This window comes from Anoxynatronum buryatiense (assembly GCF_900182905.1).
Lineage (GTDB): Bacteria > Bacillota > Clostridia > Peptostreptococcales > Tindalliaceae > Anoxynatronum > Anoxynatronum buryatiense.
On the sequence record NZ_FXUF01000009.1, the window covers coordinates 77,545 to 94,317 of the forward strand.

At 50.1% G+C, this 16,773-nt stretch carries 16 protein-coding genes and 1 other annotated feature; all 16 genes read right to left on the reverse strand.

Annotated elements, in window-relative coordinates:
- Positions 1-96: 96 nt before the first annotated feature.
- On the reverse strand, positions 97-849 hold the full coding sequence (locus QOL74_RS11995; RefSeq protein ID WP_283409728.1) for a response regulator transcription factor: 753 nt from the start codon (positions 847-849) through the stop codon (positions 97-99).
- A gap of 1 nt (position 850) precedes the next feature.
- Positions 851-2,449: a sensor histidine kinase gene (locus QOL74_RS12000; protein ID WP_283409729.1), complete on the reverse strand. Its 1,599-nt coding sequence runs from the start codon at positions 2,447-2,449 to the stop codon at positions 851-853.
- 73 nt (positions 2,450-2,522) lie between these two features.
- Positions 2,523-3,326 carry an ABC transporter ATP-binding protein gene (locus tag QOL74_RS12005; protein ID WP_283409730.1) on the reverse strand — a complete coding sequence of 268 codons (804 nt, stop codon included), beginning with the start codon at positions 3,324-3,326 and terminating at the stop codon, positions 2,523-2,525.
- A 5-nt stretch (positions 3,327-3,331) separates the two neighbouring features.
- Positions 3,332-4,150 carry an ABC transporter ATP-binding protein gene (locus QOL74_RS12010; protein WP_283409731.1) on the reverse strand — a complete coding sequence of 273 codons (819 nt, stop codon included), beginning with the start codon at positions 4,148-4,150 and terminating at the stop codon, positions 3,332-3,334.
- 1 nt (position 4,151) lies between these two features.
- On the reverse strand, positions 4,152-4,970 hold the full coding sequence (gene opp1C, locus QOL74_RS12015; protein ID WP_283409732.1) for a nickel/cobalt ABC transporter permease: 819 nt from the start codon (positions 4,968-4,970) through the stop codon (positions 4,152-4,154).
- A gap of 1 nt (position 4,971) precedes the next feature.
- Positions 4,972-5,907 (reverse strand): nickel/cobalt ABC transporter permease, encoded by a 936-nt coding sequence (gene opp1B / locus QOL74_RS12020; protein WP_283409733.1) that lies wholly within the window; start codon positions 5,905-5,907, stop codon positions 4,972-4,974.
- Positions 5,908-6,014: 107 nt separating this feature from the next.
- Positions 6,015-7,649, reverse strand: a complete 1,635-nt coding sequence (nikA, locus tag QOL74_RS12025) for a nickel ABC transporter substrate-binding protein (protein WP_283409734.1) — start codon at positions 7,647-7,649, stop codon at positions 6,015-6,017.
- A 251-nt stretch (positions 7,650-7,900) separates the two neighbouring features.
- Positions 7,901-8,701 (reverse strand): tryptophan synthase subunit alpha, encoded by an 801-nt coding sequence (gene trpA / locus QOL74_RS12030; RefSeq protein WP_283409735.1) that lies wholly within the window; start codon positions 8,699-8,701, stop codon positions 7,901-7,903.
- Positions 8,664-9,917 carry a tryptophan synthase subunit beta gene (trpB, locus tag QOL74_RS12035; protein WP_283409792.1) on the reverse strand — a complete coding sequence of 418 codons (1,254 nt, stop codon included), beginning with the start codon at positions 9,915-9,917 and terminating at the stop codon, positions 8,664-8,666. The genes trpA and trpB overlap by 38 nt, the downstream gene beginning before the upstream one ends.
- On the reverse strand, positions 9,910-10,536 hold the full coding sequence (locus tag QOL74_RS12040; protein ID WP_283409736.1) for a phosphoribosylanthranilate isomerase: 627 nt from the start codon (positions 10,534-10,536) through the stop codon (positions 9,910-9,912). Before QOL74_RS12040 ends, trpB begins: the two co-directional genes overlap by 8 nt.
- Positions 10,537-10,644: 108 nt before the next feature.
- Positions 10,645-11,442, reverse strand: coding sequence for an indole-3-glycerol phosphate synthase TrpC (gene trpC / locus QOL74_RS12045; protein WP_283409737.1), 798 nt, complete (start codon positions 11,440-11,442; stop codon positions 10,645-10,647).
- Entirely contained in the window at positions 11,436-12,482 is a 1,047-nt protein-coding gene (gene trpD, locus QOL74_RS12050; protein ID WP_283409738.1) for an anthranilate phosphoribosyltransferase, read from the reverse strand. Before trpD ends, trpC begins: the two co-directional genes overlap by 7 nt.
- A complete protein-coding gene (locus QOL74_RS12055) occupies positions 12,469-13,077 on the reverse strand; it encodes an anthranilate synthase component II (protein ID WP_283409739.1) in 609 nt (202 codons plus the stop codon). The genes trpD and QOL74_RS12055 overlap by 14 nt, the downstream gene beginning before the upstream one ends.
- Positions 13,061-14,620, reverse strand: coding sequence for an anthranilate synthase component I (trpE, locus tag QOL74_RS12060; protein WP_283409740.1), 1,560 nt, complete (start codon positions 14,618-14,620; stop codon positions 13,061-13,063). Before trpE ends, QOL74_RS12055 begins: the two co-directional genes overlap by 17 nt.
- 189 nt (positions 14,621-14,809) lie before the next feature.
- Positions 14,810-15,066 (reverse strand) — a binding site (T-box leader).
- Positions 15,067-15,268: 202 nt separating this feature from the next.
- The gene (locus tag QOL74_RS12065) at positions 15,269-16,162 is read right to left on the reverse strand and encodes a VOC family protein (protein WP_346771748.1); all 894 of its coding nucleotides are present in this window, start codon (positions 16,160-16,162) and stop codon (positions 15,269-15,271) included.
- Positions 16,163-16,228: 66 nt separating this feature from the next.
- Positions 16,229-16,663, reverse strand: coding sequence for a VOC family protein (locus tag QOL74_RS12070; RefSeq protein WP_283409741.1), 435 nt, complete (start codon positions 16,661-16,663; stop codon positions 16,229-16,231).
- Positions 16,664-16,773 lie beyond the last annotated feature (110 nt).

A 16,773-nucleotide genomic window follows, 5' to 3' on the forward strand; every position in this document is an offset into this window, starting at 1 on the left:
TCTCCTTGTCAAAAGTCTTATGTACCAGTATGCATTTTTTTGATAAAAAATGCAAGGGTTCAACGACTTTCTTTCAAAGACCGGGGGGCAACTCAATTAGAGATATGGATGACCATGCAACTGCCGGTACTCTGTGGGCGCCATCCCGTAAGTATTCTTGAAAATCCGGCTAAAATAATGTTGAGAACGGTAACCCACCTCCACTGCCACTTCATAAATCGAAGTGCTGGGATGTCCTGTTGCCAATATTTCAGCTGCTTTTTTCAGGCGAATGTCCATGAGATACTCTGTAAAGGAATGCCCCATTTCCTGCTTCATCAGTTTGCTGATGTGGCACTTGCTCACATTAAAATGATCAGCCAACCGGGTAAGGCTCAGTTGATTATCCTCGTAATGACTGTCGATATAGGCCTTAATACTGCGCACTAAACAGGAATAGTGTTGTTCAGCAGCTTCAGGGGCTGCCAACACCTGTGTTCCCAGTTTTTCAGAAAGCTGGTCGAAGAGACGGTCAAAATCCTTTTGACGTACCGGTTTTAGAAAAAAGTCAAACACACGAAGTTTGATGGCCCGATGGGCATATTCAAAATCATCATGTCCGGTGATGACCACAACAACAGCTCCGGGGGCAGTGTGTCTTATTCGATCAATGGCTTCCAGCCCGTCCATTCCCGGCATGCACACATCCATCAAAATCACATGAGGCTCGCACGCCTTCGCCACCTTCAATGCCTCTTCCCCATCATGGGCTTCTCCCACCACCGAAAAAGGTCCTCCATACATCGATACCCACTGAGAGAGGCCGCGTCTGATTTTAGGTTCGTCATCGACTATGAGTACACGATACATGTCAAATCCCCTTTCTGATTTCTGGAAGAGTCGCCACCACACGGGTTTGCCCATTTTCAGAGACGATTCTTATTCCATAGACCTCCCCGTATTCCAGCCGAATTCGATGATTCACGTTATAGAGTCCCATGCCTTTGATTCGGTGATCCCGCTGGTTTGATTGAAGCATTTGATTCAACAGGGCCACTGTTTCAGGATCTGTCTGGGCATCATTGGTGACTGACAATTCAATTCCCGCAGCTGTTTTGACAGCGTTGACCATCACTTCACCGCCCATTTCTTTTTTGGCAACCCCATGAATAACTGCATTCTCAATGAGTGGTTGAAGCAATACCCGAATCACCAGGCAGTCCAACAACGATTCGTCGTAATGAATGGTATAGTTCAGGCGATCTTCGTACCTGACCTTTAAGATTTGAAGATAACTGTCAGCGTGTTCCATTTCCTGATCCATGGTAATTTTTGATTTTCCGCCGCTGAGTCCAATGCGAAAGTAACTGCTGAGGGCATCGATCAGCGCCACCACTTCTTCGGTATTTTCCTCCATTTCAATCCACTTGATGGTATCCAGTGTATTATAGAGAAAGTGAGGTTTAATTTGTTCCTGCATAATTCTCAGGCGCATCTCTTTTTCCTGGTAGTTCATTTTATCCAGGGTGGAGACCATTCCGTTGAAGTTACCAATCAGTCTTCCGATTTCATCCTGTCGGCGTGTTTCAAGTCGTACCGTCAGATCTCCTTTTTCCACCTGTTTCATACGTTCTTCCAATTGTTCAATGGGTTGAATAATCGTTTTGAACCCTAACGTCGTCAAAAAACTCATGATAATGGAAACCAGAATCCCAAAAATAATCAGGGAATTTCGAATGCGATGGTTCAGCCCGTTCATGTTGTCCTGACAAATGAAATACTTTAGAGACCAACCTCTGGCAGCCTGGATCTCTGTCTGGAAAACCTGGCATTCATCCACACATCTCTTTAGATTTTCCTCCTCTTCACCTAACAGCAGTGGCTCGCCTCTGATCATCAGCTCACCCACGCCATCGTACACCTTTATTTTACCAATAATGCGCAGAATGCTCTCCATGGAAATTTCAGCAAACAAAAACTCGATGTCCCGATTGACACCTCCCACCCGGTAAAGTAGTGTCACGGTTCGTTTTCCTTCACTAAAATTCAACCTGCTTAGTTTAAACCGGGCACTCTCCAACAGTGCCTCCCGATAGTGAGATTCCTGGGCAATGGATTTGCCTATACCATCTTGCCCCACTTGATATCCACCGTATTTGACGATTCCCATATCCAGATAATGATCGTTTTTTTGAACATACGTCTCATTGATATAATCACGTGCTTCAATGCCGGACATTTCAGAGTTAATGATATGATCGGCCATCATCTGCATCTCAATTTTTCGCTGTTCAATCCAGTGGGAGATCTGGTTCGCCCGGGCGTCCACCAACTGACTGGTTTGCTGATGGGTGATTTGACTCACATCTGCTTTTATTTTTTGGTTCATGACATAGAGATATCCTGTTAACAGGATGGCAAAAGTTAACAGGATGACAGTGATCATTTGTGCTTTGATGGAATACCTCATGGGGAATGCCTGCTTTCTTAATGGAGAATGAGGTTGGGTAATAGTGGAAAGGATGCAGGGCATGGCCGGCAGTTTAAGATATTTTTTGGATGTGATTGTTCCATGTAACTCCTGTTACCTTCATGGCCGCTTCAAGAAGGGTGCGGGCATACGGGTGCGCCACCTGATCCAAGGCCTTCATATCTCCCACTTCTTCAATAATCTCTCCCTCTTTCATAAACAGCACCCGGTCACACAGGTAAGTGACTGCCAGCAAGTCATGGGTGATGAAAAAATAGGAGAGTTTCATCTCTTTTCTCAGCTTGACAAGCAAGTCAAGGATCTGCAGTTGAATCGTGACATCCAGAGAGCTGATGGCTTCGTCCAGTATCACCAGGTCTGGCTGATTGGCAATGGCCCGGGCAATGCAGACTCTTTGCAGTTGCCCCCCACTTAGTTCATGGGGGTAGCGGTCCATGAATTTTTCAGATAAGCCCACCGTTTCCAACAGACGTATGTTATGTGACTGAAAGTCCTTTGATGCCATTTTATTGGCAATTTTCAAGGGTTCCTCCAAAATGCTCTTCACCCGGTAACGCCGGTTCACACTGGTGCCATAGTCTTGAAACACCACGCTCATTTGTTGTCTCACCTGCTGATAACCAGTGCTGTTTACCAAATGATTCCGAAAATAAACGGTGCCGCTGTCTGGCTTCTCAATGCCCATCAACAAGCGCCCCAGGGTGCTTTTGCCACTGCCGCTTTCTCCCACCAGCCCCACGCATTCACCCTGCTGAATGGTTAAGGAGACTCCTTTGAGAACTGTTGTCTGTTCCGGTTTCAACCATCTACCCGGCTTTCGATAACTTTTTGATACCTGATCTGCCCTTAATAGCATGAGTGTCACCTCCGTTTCACATATCGATAAAACTGATTTACCAGCGCCTGGCGTGTTTCCACTAGTTGTTGAGCTTTCGGATGCTGAGGATGATGTAATACCTCTTCTACCTGGCCCCGCTCCACAATGCTGCCTTCGTTCATGACCACCAGCTGGTCAGACAGGCGTGCCACCACGTTCAGGTCGTGGGAGACAAACACCAGGGCAGTTTTTCTCATTTTTTTGAGACTCTCAAAGAGTTCCACCACCGTTGCCACATTCACCGCATCCACTGCGGTGGTGGGTTCATCGGCAATGATTACGGCCGGCTCCATGACCAGCGCAATTGCGATCATGACGCGTTGCAGCATACCGCCGCTGACTTGATGGGGATACTTTTGAATGACTTCCATCGGTTGATGAATGTTTAGCTTTTCAAGGGATGCGGCCGAAAGAATCAATGCCTCTTTTTCTGATATCCCCTTATGAAGGGTGATGGATTCTGTCATCTGTTTACCAATTGGTTCAAGGGGATCAAAGGCAGTCATTGGGTGTTGGAGAATCATGGCAATTTCGCTTCCCCTCACTTTTCGCAGGGTTGTATCTTCTGCGAGAAGCAAATCCCTGCCCAAAAAACTGACTTTTCCTGTCACATGAAAGGGCGGACGCAGTAATCCTAAGATGGCCTTACAGGTAATGCTTTTACCACTGCCGCTTTCTCCCACAATTCCCAGGCATTGGTTCTTTTCTATTTGAAATGAAACATTCTGAACCAACATGTCTCTCTGACCATTTTTTTCAAAAGAAACACTCAGGTCTTCCACCTGCAATATTGTTTCAGCCATGTTACCCCTCCTTCGGGTCAAGGGCATCCCTGAGACTGTCACCCAGCATATTGAAGGATGAAACCACCAATACCAACGCAATACCAGGCCCCAGCATCTGAGTCGGATGTGTCATCAGCGCATTTTTGGCTTCGCTGAGCATTGCTCCCCATTCCGGTGCCGGTGGCTGTATTCCCAGCCCCAGAAAAGAAAGTGTCGAAATACTGATCATCACCCAGCCCATGTCCAGCGATGCCAGCATGACTATTTCTGACAGAACTGCTGGAATCAGGTGATTGATGATGATAAAACTTTGACTGGCACCCACTGCCTTGGCGTAATTAACGTAATTCTGGTGTGTATGGCGTTTGACGCAGGATCGAATCATACGGGCGTACCAGGCCCATTTGATTGCAATGGTGGCGATCACCACATTTCTCATGCCCACGCCCAGCATGCCCACCACCGCCAGCACCATCACCTGACTGGGGAAAGACAGCATGACATCCACTGCCCGCATAATGATTTCATCCAACCAACCCTTGCTGTAACCGGCAATCATGCCCACCAGCCCTCCCAATGTAATGGTGCATACTGTTGTGAGCAGCGAAAGAAAAATGGTGGGTCGAATACCATGCAGAAGCCGCGATAATTGGCAGCGCCCTAAATGATCTGTTCCCAGGGGAAATTCTCTGTCGGGGGATGCATATTTTTGAATGATGCGTGTTTCCATCGGATCGTTGGGAGCCACCACAGGAGCGAAGATTCCCAATAGCACTGTGATGAAAATAATGGTCATCGATACCAAAGCAACCTTGTCTTTCAGCAGTTTACGGATCATTTTATTTCACCTCTTGCAGTCTGGGATCCAGCATGGCCTGTGTGATATCTGCCAATAAATTACACAGGATAAACAGCACCCCCATCATTAGTATGTATGCCTGTATCACAGGATAATCCCGGTTAAAAATGGCAGAAATGCATAAGCGGCCGATACCAGGCCATGAAAATATATTCTCTACCACCACTGTCCCTGAAATCAGTTGCGCCACACTCATTCCCAGTGCAGCAATGGATTCATGCAGCGAATTTTTAAGCACATGCCGGCCGATGATGCTTTTTTCTTTCAGCCCCCGGGTTCTGGCATAATACACGTAATTCTCTGTCAGGTTTTCCAGCATGCTGTTACGGATCAGCCGCATATAGGTGGCAATATAAGTAAGACTCAGGGTGACAGCCGGTAAAATAATGGCCCCTGACTGCTGATTTCCACCTGTCGGCAGTATTTTCAACTTAACGGCAAACAGCCAGATCAGTAAAATTCCCATCCAGTAATTGGGTACCGCAGTGGCCACAAAAATGAAGATCCGCATGGCTCTGTCTATCAGCCGGTCTTTATACACAGCGCATATGATCCCCAGTGGAATACTGACACCCACAACAATCATAAAGCTCATTCCCGCCAGTTTTAAAGTGGCCGGCAGACTTCTGAGAATTTCGCCGGAAACAGACCGATTTTTGTTGATATAGGATTGCCCAAAATCAAAACGAGCGATCTGTTTCAGCCACGAGGCATATCTGGTGAAGAAAGGCTGATCAAGCCCCAGCTCCTCTCGCATGATGGCGATGGCTTCATCGGTGGGGATAATTTCATTGACCCGCAAAGCCACTTCCACCGGGTCTGATGGAATTAAATGAATCAGTCCAAAGGAAATAAACGTGACAACCAATAGCATGGGGATGGCCAGCAAGATTCTCCTGGCAATATATTGTTTCAAGACAGATTCTCCTCTCTAACGTCATTTCTCATGGATGCCATTCATAGCAAAGGGAAGGTTCTTCCCCATGGAACAGAACCTTCCGCTTTGCTTTCCTGACAGCGTCGTTATCGGAGACGCATCTGCTCAAGGGGTACTTCGAACTGTGATGGGTTGAACGTAACATTTTCAACACCATTACGGAAGATGGCCCGGTTTCTTTCATATGTCAGTGGTACATAAATCGCTTCTTCGTGAAGGTAGGTGAGGATTTCATTGTATAATTGCTGCCGATCACCTTCGTCGGTGGCTATAAAAGCCTTGAAGATATTGTCGTGCAGTTCCTGCACTTTTTCCAGTCCCTGTTGTGCCGCATAATCGCCATAAACAGCGGGCATGCGCATCCCTCCCAGAAATGAATGGGGGTCATAGGGAGTTCCCCAGGAAATATTGAAGGTAATGCTGAAGTCTCCGGCTTTCATGCGGTCCCGGTAAGATTGTTCTTCTTCACCGGTGATGGACAGTTGAATTCCAATTTTCTTCAGTTCACCCTGCATGTATTCTGAGATGGTTTTTTCTGTGACGCTGTCAATGTTATAATGCAGCTGAACTTCCATGGGTTTTCCGTCTTTTTCCCGTATTCCGGTGGCAGTATTCATGGACCACCCTGCATTTTCAAGGAGTTCATTAGCTTTGTCCAGCGAATAAGTATAATCTTCCAGACTAACATCACAATAAGGTACGGTGGGTGCCAGTAGTCGTGCAGCTGGTGCTTCCAGCCCATGGAAAATGGCTTCCGAGATTTCTTCCCGATTCACTGCCGCATTAATGGCCTGTCGAACCAATCGGTCGGATAAGATCGCATCAGTGGAATTCATAATCATCATTCTTGTGGCCAGCGGATCTGAAAGGACACCACTGAACCCGGGCATTTCTTCGAAACGCAGATAGGTTTCAGCATCCACCATGTTGGTACCGTAAATAATATCAATTTCACCTGTTTCCAGTGCCAGCGCCCGAATTTGGTTGTCTGGAATAACCCGGGCAACAATCCGCTGAATTTCAGGTTTTTCACCCCAATAAGTGTCATTGATTTCAAAGACAGCGTACTCATCGATATGATTTTCTGCCAACACGTATTTACCTGTACCGATCATGCCGTCAACCCCATCTTTGGTGGTACCGTCGATGAAGCAGTTGGGAGAAATAAATCTGAAGGGGCGTGTGACTGCCAGCTCAGTGAGCAGTGGATAATAGGGCTCTGACAGCGTGATTCGAAACGTCATGTCATCAACCGCTTCAAAGTTCTCCATCAATCGAATGCTTTCCAGCCATCCATGGCGTTCAATATTATCGTAAATCGCTTGAAAATTTGCATAAGCCACATGCGCATCAAAGGGGTGTCCGTCTGAGAATGTCACTTCTTCCCGAATGTCAAAGGTATATGTTCGACCGTCTTCCGAAATGTGCCAGTCTTTTGCCAGCCAGGGCTGGATGCCTTCTTCGGTGATCATCACCAGTCCCTCAAAAATCAAGTTCTGAGCAAAAAGCTCACCACTGTATAGATGAGGATTCAAATCACGAATGTCTCGAAAATTGACATAAACCAGCTCTTGCAGTTCTTCTCCACCTGTCACTTCATTGTTTCCTGTCCCTTGCTGACTTTCGGCGGTATTACCGGAGGCACCGGTGCATCCGGCCAACAGGGCCATGACCAGCAGGCCCACCAGGATAACCATCGTTTTACGCTTTAAAAATTTCACCTATAAGCACCCTTTCTATGATTCAATCAAGTATTCTCTCTTTGATGGTTTTCAAGATCAGTTTGTGGTTATCCTGCGCAGTTGATAACAATAATCATTATAATTGCACCTCGCGTCATTGTCCATGCACAATGACGGTTTTTTGTGTCTCTTTTCACACAAAAAAACGGTGCCTCACCCGATTGCTGTGATGCACAGTTTTAAAATCATTATAAGTTGCCTGAAACATTGTTCGATTTTTTTTCGAATTTCTATGTCTTGTCCAGCGCTCTGCGCAGCTCCCGAACAAAATTGAGGGCAGGCCGAATGCCTTCATCTTCAAGAAAACCCTTTTCCAGGGCTGCCACCAGGGCACTGCCCACAATGAAGCCGTCTGCCAGGCGGCGGATCTGTTGAATCATTTCCGGCGAAGAAATGCCAAATCCCAGCGCGGTGGGGCAGGCACTGTGGCGGCTTACTTCTTCCATGAACGGAATCAGATTCTCAGACAAATCCTGACGGGCACCGGTGACTCCCAATGAGGCAATGCAGTAGAGAAAGCCCTGGGCTTCGCCTGCGATCTGCTGAATGCGATGCTTTGAAGTGGGGGCCACCAGCCGGATTTCAGTCACCGGCAGCGGTGTCAGCGGCTTTCCATGGTAATAACGGGATTCCCGGGGAAGATCCGGGATGATGAGACCGTCCAGTCCGGCATTTGCCGCCTGTTGCCCGAAGGCTTCCCACCCGTATTGAAACAGGGTGTTCACATAAACCAGCCCCACCAGCGGGAGTTCCGTTCGACGCCGTGCTTCTTTTATCAGCTGAAAATAAGCATTGGGCGTCATGCCCGCTTCCAGCGCCCGCTGAGCTGCCCGCTGCAAGACGGGGCCGTCGGCCAGGGGGTCTGAGTAGGGCATTCCCAGTTCGATAGTATCAGCACCGGCAGCCTCCAGGCCCGTGATCATTTCCAGCGTGACACTGGCACTGGGGTCACCCGCGGTGACAAAGGGAATCAGGGCTTTTCTGCCGGCCTCTTTAAGGGATGTAAAGCGGTGTGCGATGCGGTTGTTCATGGATGCAGCCCCCTTTCTGGACGGCTGTCGTCGCCGTCATCACAGTATGCATGTCTTTGTCTCCCCGCCCGGAAAGATTGATAATCATGATGGCCTCCCGCGGCATTCCAGGTGCCTGGCGCAGAGCATAAGCAATGGCGTGGGCGCTTTCAAGAGCGGGAATAATCCCTTCTTTTTCTGACATCAGGCAAAAGGCAGCCAGTGCTTCCTCATCGGTGACAGACTCGTAGCGAACCCGCCCGCTGCCTGCCAAATGAGCGTGTTCCGGTCCGATACCGGGATAATCCAAACCGGCGGAGATGGAATGAACTGGTGCGATGCCGCCACATTCATCCTGCATCAAATAGGTGAGCATGCCATGAATCACCCCCACACTGCCTCCATTGATGGCCGCCGCGTGATGGGGGGTGTGCAGCCCCAATCCTGCTGCTTCCACCCCCACCAGTGCCACTTTTTCATCCGGCACAAAGGCATGAAAGATTCCCATGGCATTGCTGCCGCCACCCACACAAGCCACCACCATCTCCGGCAGGCGGCCTGCCTGTCGAAGAATCTGCTCCCGGGTTTCTTCTCCAATGACTTTCTGAAATTCCCGCACCATGTATGGGTAGGGGTGTGGCCCCACCACCGAACCGATAATATAGCAGGTATCCTCCACCCGGGCCACCCAGGTGCGGATGGCCTCACTGGTGGCATCTTTCAGGGTTCCGGTGCCGGCATCCACGCCGGTAACCTTTGCACCCAGCAGTTTCATTTTTTCCACGTTCACGGCCTGGCGGCGAATATCTTCGGTGCCCATGAACACTTCGCAGTTGAGACCCATTTTGGCGCAAATGGTGGCGGTGGCCACTCCATGCTGTCCTGCACCGGTTTCTGCGATGATGTTTTTTTTGCCCATGCGCCGGGCCAGCAGGGCCTGTCCTATGACATTGTTGATTTTATGGGAACCGGTATGGTTCAGGTCTTCCCGTTTCAGAAAGATCCGGGCACCTTTCAGGTGCCGTGTTAAGTTATCGGCCTCGTACAGCGGGGTTTCCCGCCCGGCATACTGGCGTAGCAGCGTTTGGTATTCTGCCATGAAATCCGGGTCAGTCAGCGCTTCCGCCAATCCTGCTTCCAGTTCATGCAGTGCATTCATCAGCGTTTCAGGGACATATCTGCCGCCAAATTCGCCAAAATAACCATCAAACAATTCTTGGGGTGATTTTTCATTCATCATGGGTATTCCTCACTTTCCTGATAAAGATACCTATCTGCCGGGGTGATTTTTCACCCCGAATCTCAACACCGCTGCTGACATCCACCACCGTGGGTGCCACTTCCTCCAGGGCCTGTCTCACGTTATCCGGCCGAAGGCCGCCTGCCAAAATCAGCGGTTTTGGCAGCGGTACACCGACAAGCCATTGCCAGGGAAAGCTTTTGCCAGTGCCTCCGGCCCCCCCGATTCCTGCTGCATCCACCAGGTAACCATCCACTTCGTACCGGTGCAGGTTTTTCAGATCATCCAGTGAAGTTATTGGAAAGGCCTTCCAGACCAGCCATCCTTCCCTGCGGAGTCGGGCGCAGGTCTCGGCAGATTCACTGCCATGGAGCTGCAGGATTTTCAGGCCGGCCTGGCGGCCGGCAGCATCCATGGCTGCCACCGTTTCGTTCATGAACACCCCCACCGGCACCGTTTCTGAAGGCAATTGAGCAATCAGCTCTCTGGCCGTTGCCACACTCACCCTTCGCCGGCTGGGGGCAAAAACAAAACCCGCATATTCCGGTTTCATTTCCCTTATCACCGGCAGCACTTTTTCGTTCATTAGTCCGCAGATTTTAACGGCTGTCCCCATTTGCTTTTTCTCCTTCCATGGTTTTCACACGATTATTCATTGATGACTTCCTACACCGTTTCTTACTGCCAGCTTCCTGCACAACAGTTATTTTTCCGCCAGTTTTCATCATCCCGTTTCCACCAGCAGCTTCAGGGCATTCCCGGGATCTGCCGCCGTCACCAGGGCCTCTCCCACTAATATTCCCTGAATATTCATCTCATTGAGTTCTGCCACGGTATCAGGGGTTGAAATGCCGCTTTCACTGATACAGATAAACTCACCCGGAATAAGGGGCCTCAGCTGACGGGTGGTTTCCAGGCTTATCTGGAAGGTTTTCAGGTTCCGATTGTTGATGCCGATGAAGTCCCGTTCCCGCTGCAACGGCAGTGCCAGTACCCGTTCCACTTCTTCCCTGTTGTGGACTTCCATCAGACACTGAAGTCCCAAAGCCTCTGCCTGACGGTGCATGGCAGCCAGTTGATCCCCGGGCAGTGCGGCGGCAATGAGCAGCACCACATCTGCCTGGAGCAGGCGGCTTTCATAAAGCTGGTATGGCGTTATCAGAAAATCTTTGCGCAGTACGGGACATTTCACCCGGCGGCGTACCTGCACCAGATCTTCGTCACTCCCCTTGAAGTACTCAGGTTCTGTGAGTACTGAAATCACCGCTGCCCCCGCTTGTTCATACCAATCTGCCTGCTTTTCCGGGTCTAGTGTCATGTTTAAAGGGCCTTTGGAGGGAGAAGCCCGTTTGATTTCTGCAATCACCGCCATGGCGGCTTGTTGATCAAAAGCCCGGGAAAGACTTCGGGGAGAGAATGCCGGCGTCTGATCTTCCAGCGCTTTCATCAGCTGATGAAGCGGTTTGGCTGCTTCTGCTGCTGTCACCCGACGACGCGTATGTGCCAGAATTTGATCTAACATGACGCCGCCTCCCGGAACCCTCCCGGTGCTGCCTCATAACTCCTTAAAGCCGCCAGTTTGGCAGCAGCACTCCCATTTTGAATCAGTTTTTTTGCCTGAAGCACACCGGTTGCCAAGGTGGCGGCTTTGCCTGCCACATAGAGGGCGGCTCCGGCATTGAGGGCAATGAGATCTGCCGCTTCCGGCCGCTGGTTTGAAAAAGCCCCTTCGATCACCCGGGCATTGAAGGCTGCATCTCCCCCGATCAGCACTTCAGCATCACACCGTTTCAGCCCCACCGCTTCCGGTTCAAGGCTGCCTGCTGTCAGGGTTTCCGGTGTGACTTCACATAGGTAGCTGGTGCCTGTCAGCGTCAGCTCATCCATCCCATCACTGCCATGAACCACCAGCCCCCGTTGAATCCCCAATTGCTGTAATACCTGAGCCATGGGAGTCACCAGTCGCCGGTCATAGACCCCCAGCACCTGATAGGCAGGCTTTCCGGGATTTGCCAGGGGTCCCAGCAAATTGAAAATGGTGCGGAACCCCAGGGTTTTCCGTACGCCTGCCACCTGCTTCATACTCTGATGATAGTCCGGGGCAAAGAGAAAGGTCATCCCCACTGTCTCCAGCGCCTGGCGGGCAGCTTCAGGCTGGTGGTGAATGGCAATGCCCAGGGCCTCCAGCACATCAGCACTGCCACATCGACTGGATACAGCGCGGTTGCCATGCTTCATCACCTTCACGCCCCCGGCAGCAGCCACCAGGGCGGCAGCCGTGGACACATTGAAGGTAGTCCCTCCGTCACCACCGGTACCGCAGGTATCCAAGGCATCAGAAAAGCTGACCGGCAGAGGCAAGGCTCTGGCTCGCAGCACCCGGGCAGCGGCGGTCAGTTCTGCCACCGTTTCCCCTTTCATGCGCAGTGCGGTTAAAAAAGCAGCTGTTGACACCGGATCTGCCTCTCCGGTCATGATGATCTCCATGGCTTCCGTCATGGCGGTCTCTGGCAAAGGCTGGTGGTTCAACAGGTGTGCAGTGTGATTTTTAAGTTGATTCATGTGATGCTCCTTCCTGCCGGCTCATGTGCTCCGGCTGGTTAATGAATTGCCTCAAAATGGCTTTCCCATGTTCTGAGGCGATGGATTCGGGGTGGAACTGAAGCCCGGTGATGGGAAACCGCCGGTGCTGCACTGCCATGATTTCTCCAGTCTCTGTTTCAGCCGTTACCTGCAACTCCGGGGGCATTTTTTCCGGATCTGCCACCAGAGAATGGTACCTGGCGGCAATGAAAGGACTGGGCAGCCCTGCCAGCAGCCCGGTCTGCTGATGAACAATTTGAGAAGTTTTTCCGTGCACCCGTTGCCTGGCAAGGACAATTTTTCCTCCGAAAGCTTCACAGATGGCCTGATGGCCCAGGCAAATCCCCAGAGTGGGAATTTTGGGGCCCAGTCGCCGGATAGCCTCAATGGAAATGCCCGCTTCTCCGGGAAACCCCGGGCCGGGAGAAATGATGAAATGGGAGGGATTCATGGCTTCCAGCTCTTCCACCTTCACCTCATTATTTCGAATCACCCTGATTTCCGGCGAAATTTCACCCAAGTACTGATACAGGTTATAGGTAAAGGAATCGTAATTATCAATGAGAATCATCATAGGCTCGTCCTCCTTGGGGGCACAGTATTTCCAACAGGCTGGCGGCTTTTCGCCGGCTCTCCTCATATTCCGATGCAGGAATAGAATCTTCCACAATCCCTGCCCCCGCCTGCACATGGGCTTTCCCCTCATGAAACACCACGCTGCGAATGGTGATGCAGGTATCCATACTGCCGTTATAGCCCACATACCCCACAGCGCCCCCATAGGGTCCTCTGCGTTTGGTCTCCAGTTGATCGATGATTTCCATGGCCCGGATTTTGGGTGCTCCTGAAAGAGTGCCGGCGGGTAAACAGGAGATCAGGGCGTCAAATGCACTGTTACCCGGTGCCAGTTCTCCCTGCACCTGACTGACCAGATGCATCACATGGGAAAACTTTTTGACCACCATGTAAGGAGCCACTGTTACGCTGCCAAAGGCGGCCACCCTCCCCACATCATTGCGGGCCAGGTCCACCAGCATCAAATGCTCTGCCCGTTCTTTATCATCTGCCAGCATTTCTGCCGCATACGCGTCGTCTTCCTCCGGTGTTTTCCCCCGGGGCCGGGTCCCGGCAATGGGGCATGTTTCCACCCGGCGCTGTCGGGTTTGCACCAGCATTTCCGGCGATGCACCGGTGAGCTGAAAATCACCGTAGTCGAGGAAAAACAGGTAGGGTGAAGGGTTTTGGCTGCGCAGGGCCCGGTAGGTATCCAGCGGGTCTGGCGCCGGTTGAATGGTATATCGCTGAGACAGCACCACCTGAAAGATATCTCCCTGACGAATGTACTCCTTGGCAACTTTTACCTTTTGACTGAAGCTCTCCATTGTTTCGGTGCTGGTTAGTTGAGGCGTCCCAACCGCGTTTTTTTCTCCCCATCGGCTCTCTGAACCCTCTGATACCCCGGTTTTGATGATCAGCGGCTGCCTCACCCGTTCTTCCATTTGCTCCATCCGCGCCAGACCAGCTTCATAAATCACTTTCAGACGCGGCAGTTGCACCGGTTTTTCCGGAATCAGCACATTCACCATGAGTATAATGATCTGCCGGGCATGGTCATAGGCGGCCAGTTCATCCACCAGCAGGAAGCAGGCTTCCGGCAATCCCAGGTCATCCTCTGTTTCATCCGGCAGCCGTTCATACTGGCGTATGGTGTCATAGGCCATGAACCCCACGGCTCCTCCGGTGAAATCCGGTCCTTCCTCTGAGGTCTCACTGCAGAGGCGGGTGGGTTGAAGAAGTTGTTGCAGTTTTTCCAGTACCCGACCCTGTCCCTGTTGACCCTCAGCGCCGCTCTTCCTCATTACATCCGCGTTCGGCACCGTCTTTAACTGCCATTCCAGTCCCCGACTGCTCAGCCGGGCGGTTGGACAGCTTCCCATGTAGGAATACCGCCCCCGTTGCACACCATCGGCCACACTTTCCAGAAGAAAAGATCCTCCCGGCTGTTTCAGTTTCTGATACAGGCTAATGGGCGTTTCCATATCTCCCCCAACTTCTTTTTTCAGACAAATGCGTTTTTGTTGCGCTGCCATTTGCTGAAAGGTTTCCCATGTGATCATTTGTTGCACCTCCTGCTTTGTCTGTTGATCCATTCCGTCATGACAGCTCACTGTTGCTGCCACGCAAAAAACACACCATCCCCTTGTTGCAGGGACGATGTGTTTGACAACCACCGCGGTGCCACCCATTTTAGATGCCGAAGGTCTCACCTGTGGCTTTTCCGGGAAATAAAAAACGCACTTCATCCCGGATAGGACGAAATGCATTGATTCCGTGTTGCCACCTATGTTAGACAGCTTCAGCCATCTCACTCTTGCAGGTACGGAAGCCTTGGCTTCGATACCCTGCCCTGATAACGTGGGGCTGACGGCGACCGCTACTTTCCGTTGATTTTGCGGCGCTTCTCCGGGAACCATTCAACAGGCTGTTCTGCACCGGGCTTTCACCTTTCCCGATTCGCTGTGGCGTCCAGTTGCTGTTTACTTTTTCCCTTCACCGAATTTATGGTGTGAAGTATGAAATTTGTACCATCATACCCGGTTTCTTTTTCATTGTCAAGTCCATTGATGTATTTTTCTCAAGTTTCTAAAGGTCTCTTGATGTGTTTGGGGTTATTTTGTGCTTCAGGTGATGATGAAGAAAATAAGCTGAACACCCCCTTGATGATGTTCAGCTTGATGTTTATTTATTGGTTCAGATATTTTTCTTTACTCTCCCCAATAGGCTTTCTCCAGCTCCGCAAGGTCAAACTTTTTCATTTGTAAAAAAGCTTTCGTCACACGCTGCAGCGTTTCCGGGTCGGATGTTGCCATCATGTCATTCATAGCCGTGGGAACAATTTGCCAGGAAACACCAAACTGATCCTTCAGCCAGCCGCATTGCTCTGCCGAGGGGTCTGCCGACAGGACTTCCCAATAGTAATCAATTTCTTCCTGGGTGTCGCAATTGACAATAAATGAAATGCCTTCACTGAAATTAAATTCATGATCATAGGCACTGTCCATAATGGAAAAAGACTGGCCTTCCAGTAGAAATTCTGCAAAATTCAGCATCTCAGGCTTGTTGGGAGGGAAACCGTCTCCGTACCTTGACACGGCCTTGACCTCAGCCCTTCGAAACATTTGTGTGTAATACTTTATCGCTTCTTCAGCCCGACCACAGTTTTCACCCACAAACATCAGAGAAGGTCTGATTTTAGCATTGACAGGTGCGTCTCCCACATACATCAATTGCCAGGAAACACCAAATTTGTCCTCCACCCATCCATAAAGCTGGCTGAAGGGGTAGGTGTCCAGAGGCATCATCACCTGTCCGCCTTCAATAAAGGCTTCCCAATACCGATTGACTTCCGCTTTGCTGGTGCAGGATACCATGAAAGACACCGATGGGTTCACTTTAAAGAAAGGCCCTGCTGAAATCATCATCAGGTTATGGTCTTCAATGGCCAGAGTCACGGAGTCAACATCACCGGAGGGTGTTTCCGGGATTTTGGTTTGACTCAGTAGTCTGCTGTTTTCAAAAACCTTCAGGTAGAATTCTCCCACTTCAACGGCTTCTTTGTCAAACCATAAGTGAGTCATGATCTTGTTAATTCCTTCCATCTCTTCACCTCCACCATTCTCCCGGTAACCATCTTCATTTTTCTGGAGCATGTTATTGGATGCTCACTACTGGCCAGTTTCTCCAGAATCCAGGTCCAACTGCCAGGGAATGCCAAAACGGTCAGTGATGGACGCGTAGGCTTTTGACCAGAAGGTTTCCTGCAGTTCCATTTCGACACTGCCGCCTTCTTTTAACCGGTCATAAAGCCGCTGGATTTCCGTGATGTCTTCACTGACAACTGTCAGACTCACGTTGTTGCCCATCTTTAAGGGTGCTCCCATTCCCGGCAGGCAGTCTGAAAACATAACCAAGGTACCGTTAATGTTCAGTTGTGTATGCAGTACCAGGTTTTTTGCCTCTTCAGGGATGGTGATCCCCTCCTCTGGCGGCATTTGGCCAAATGTCATCACGTCTTGCATCTGGGTGTTAAAAACGTCTGCATAAAACTCAACGACTTCCCTGCAATTGCCATCAAAATTAAGGTATACACTCAATGCCATTATCAAAACCCCTTTCTTGTTTTATTTAATTTTATCATCTCATCTTCTTGCATGTTTCTTATGGATTGCTTTTTTTGAAATCATTGCTGCTATTCTTGTGTCACGGTGTC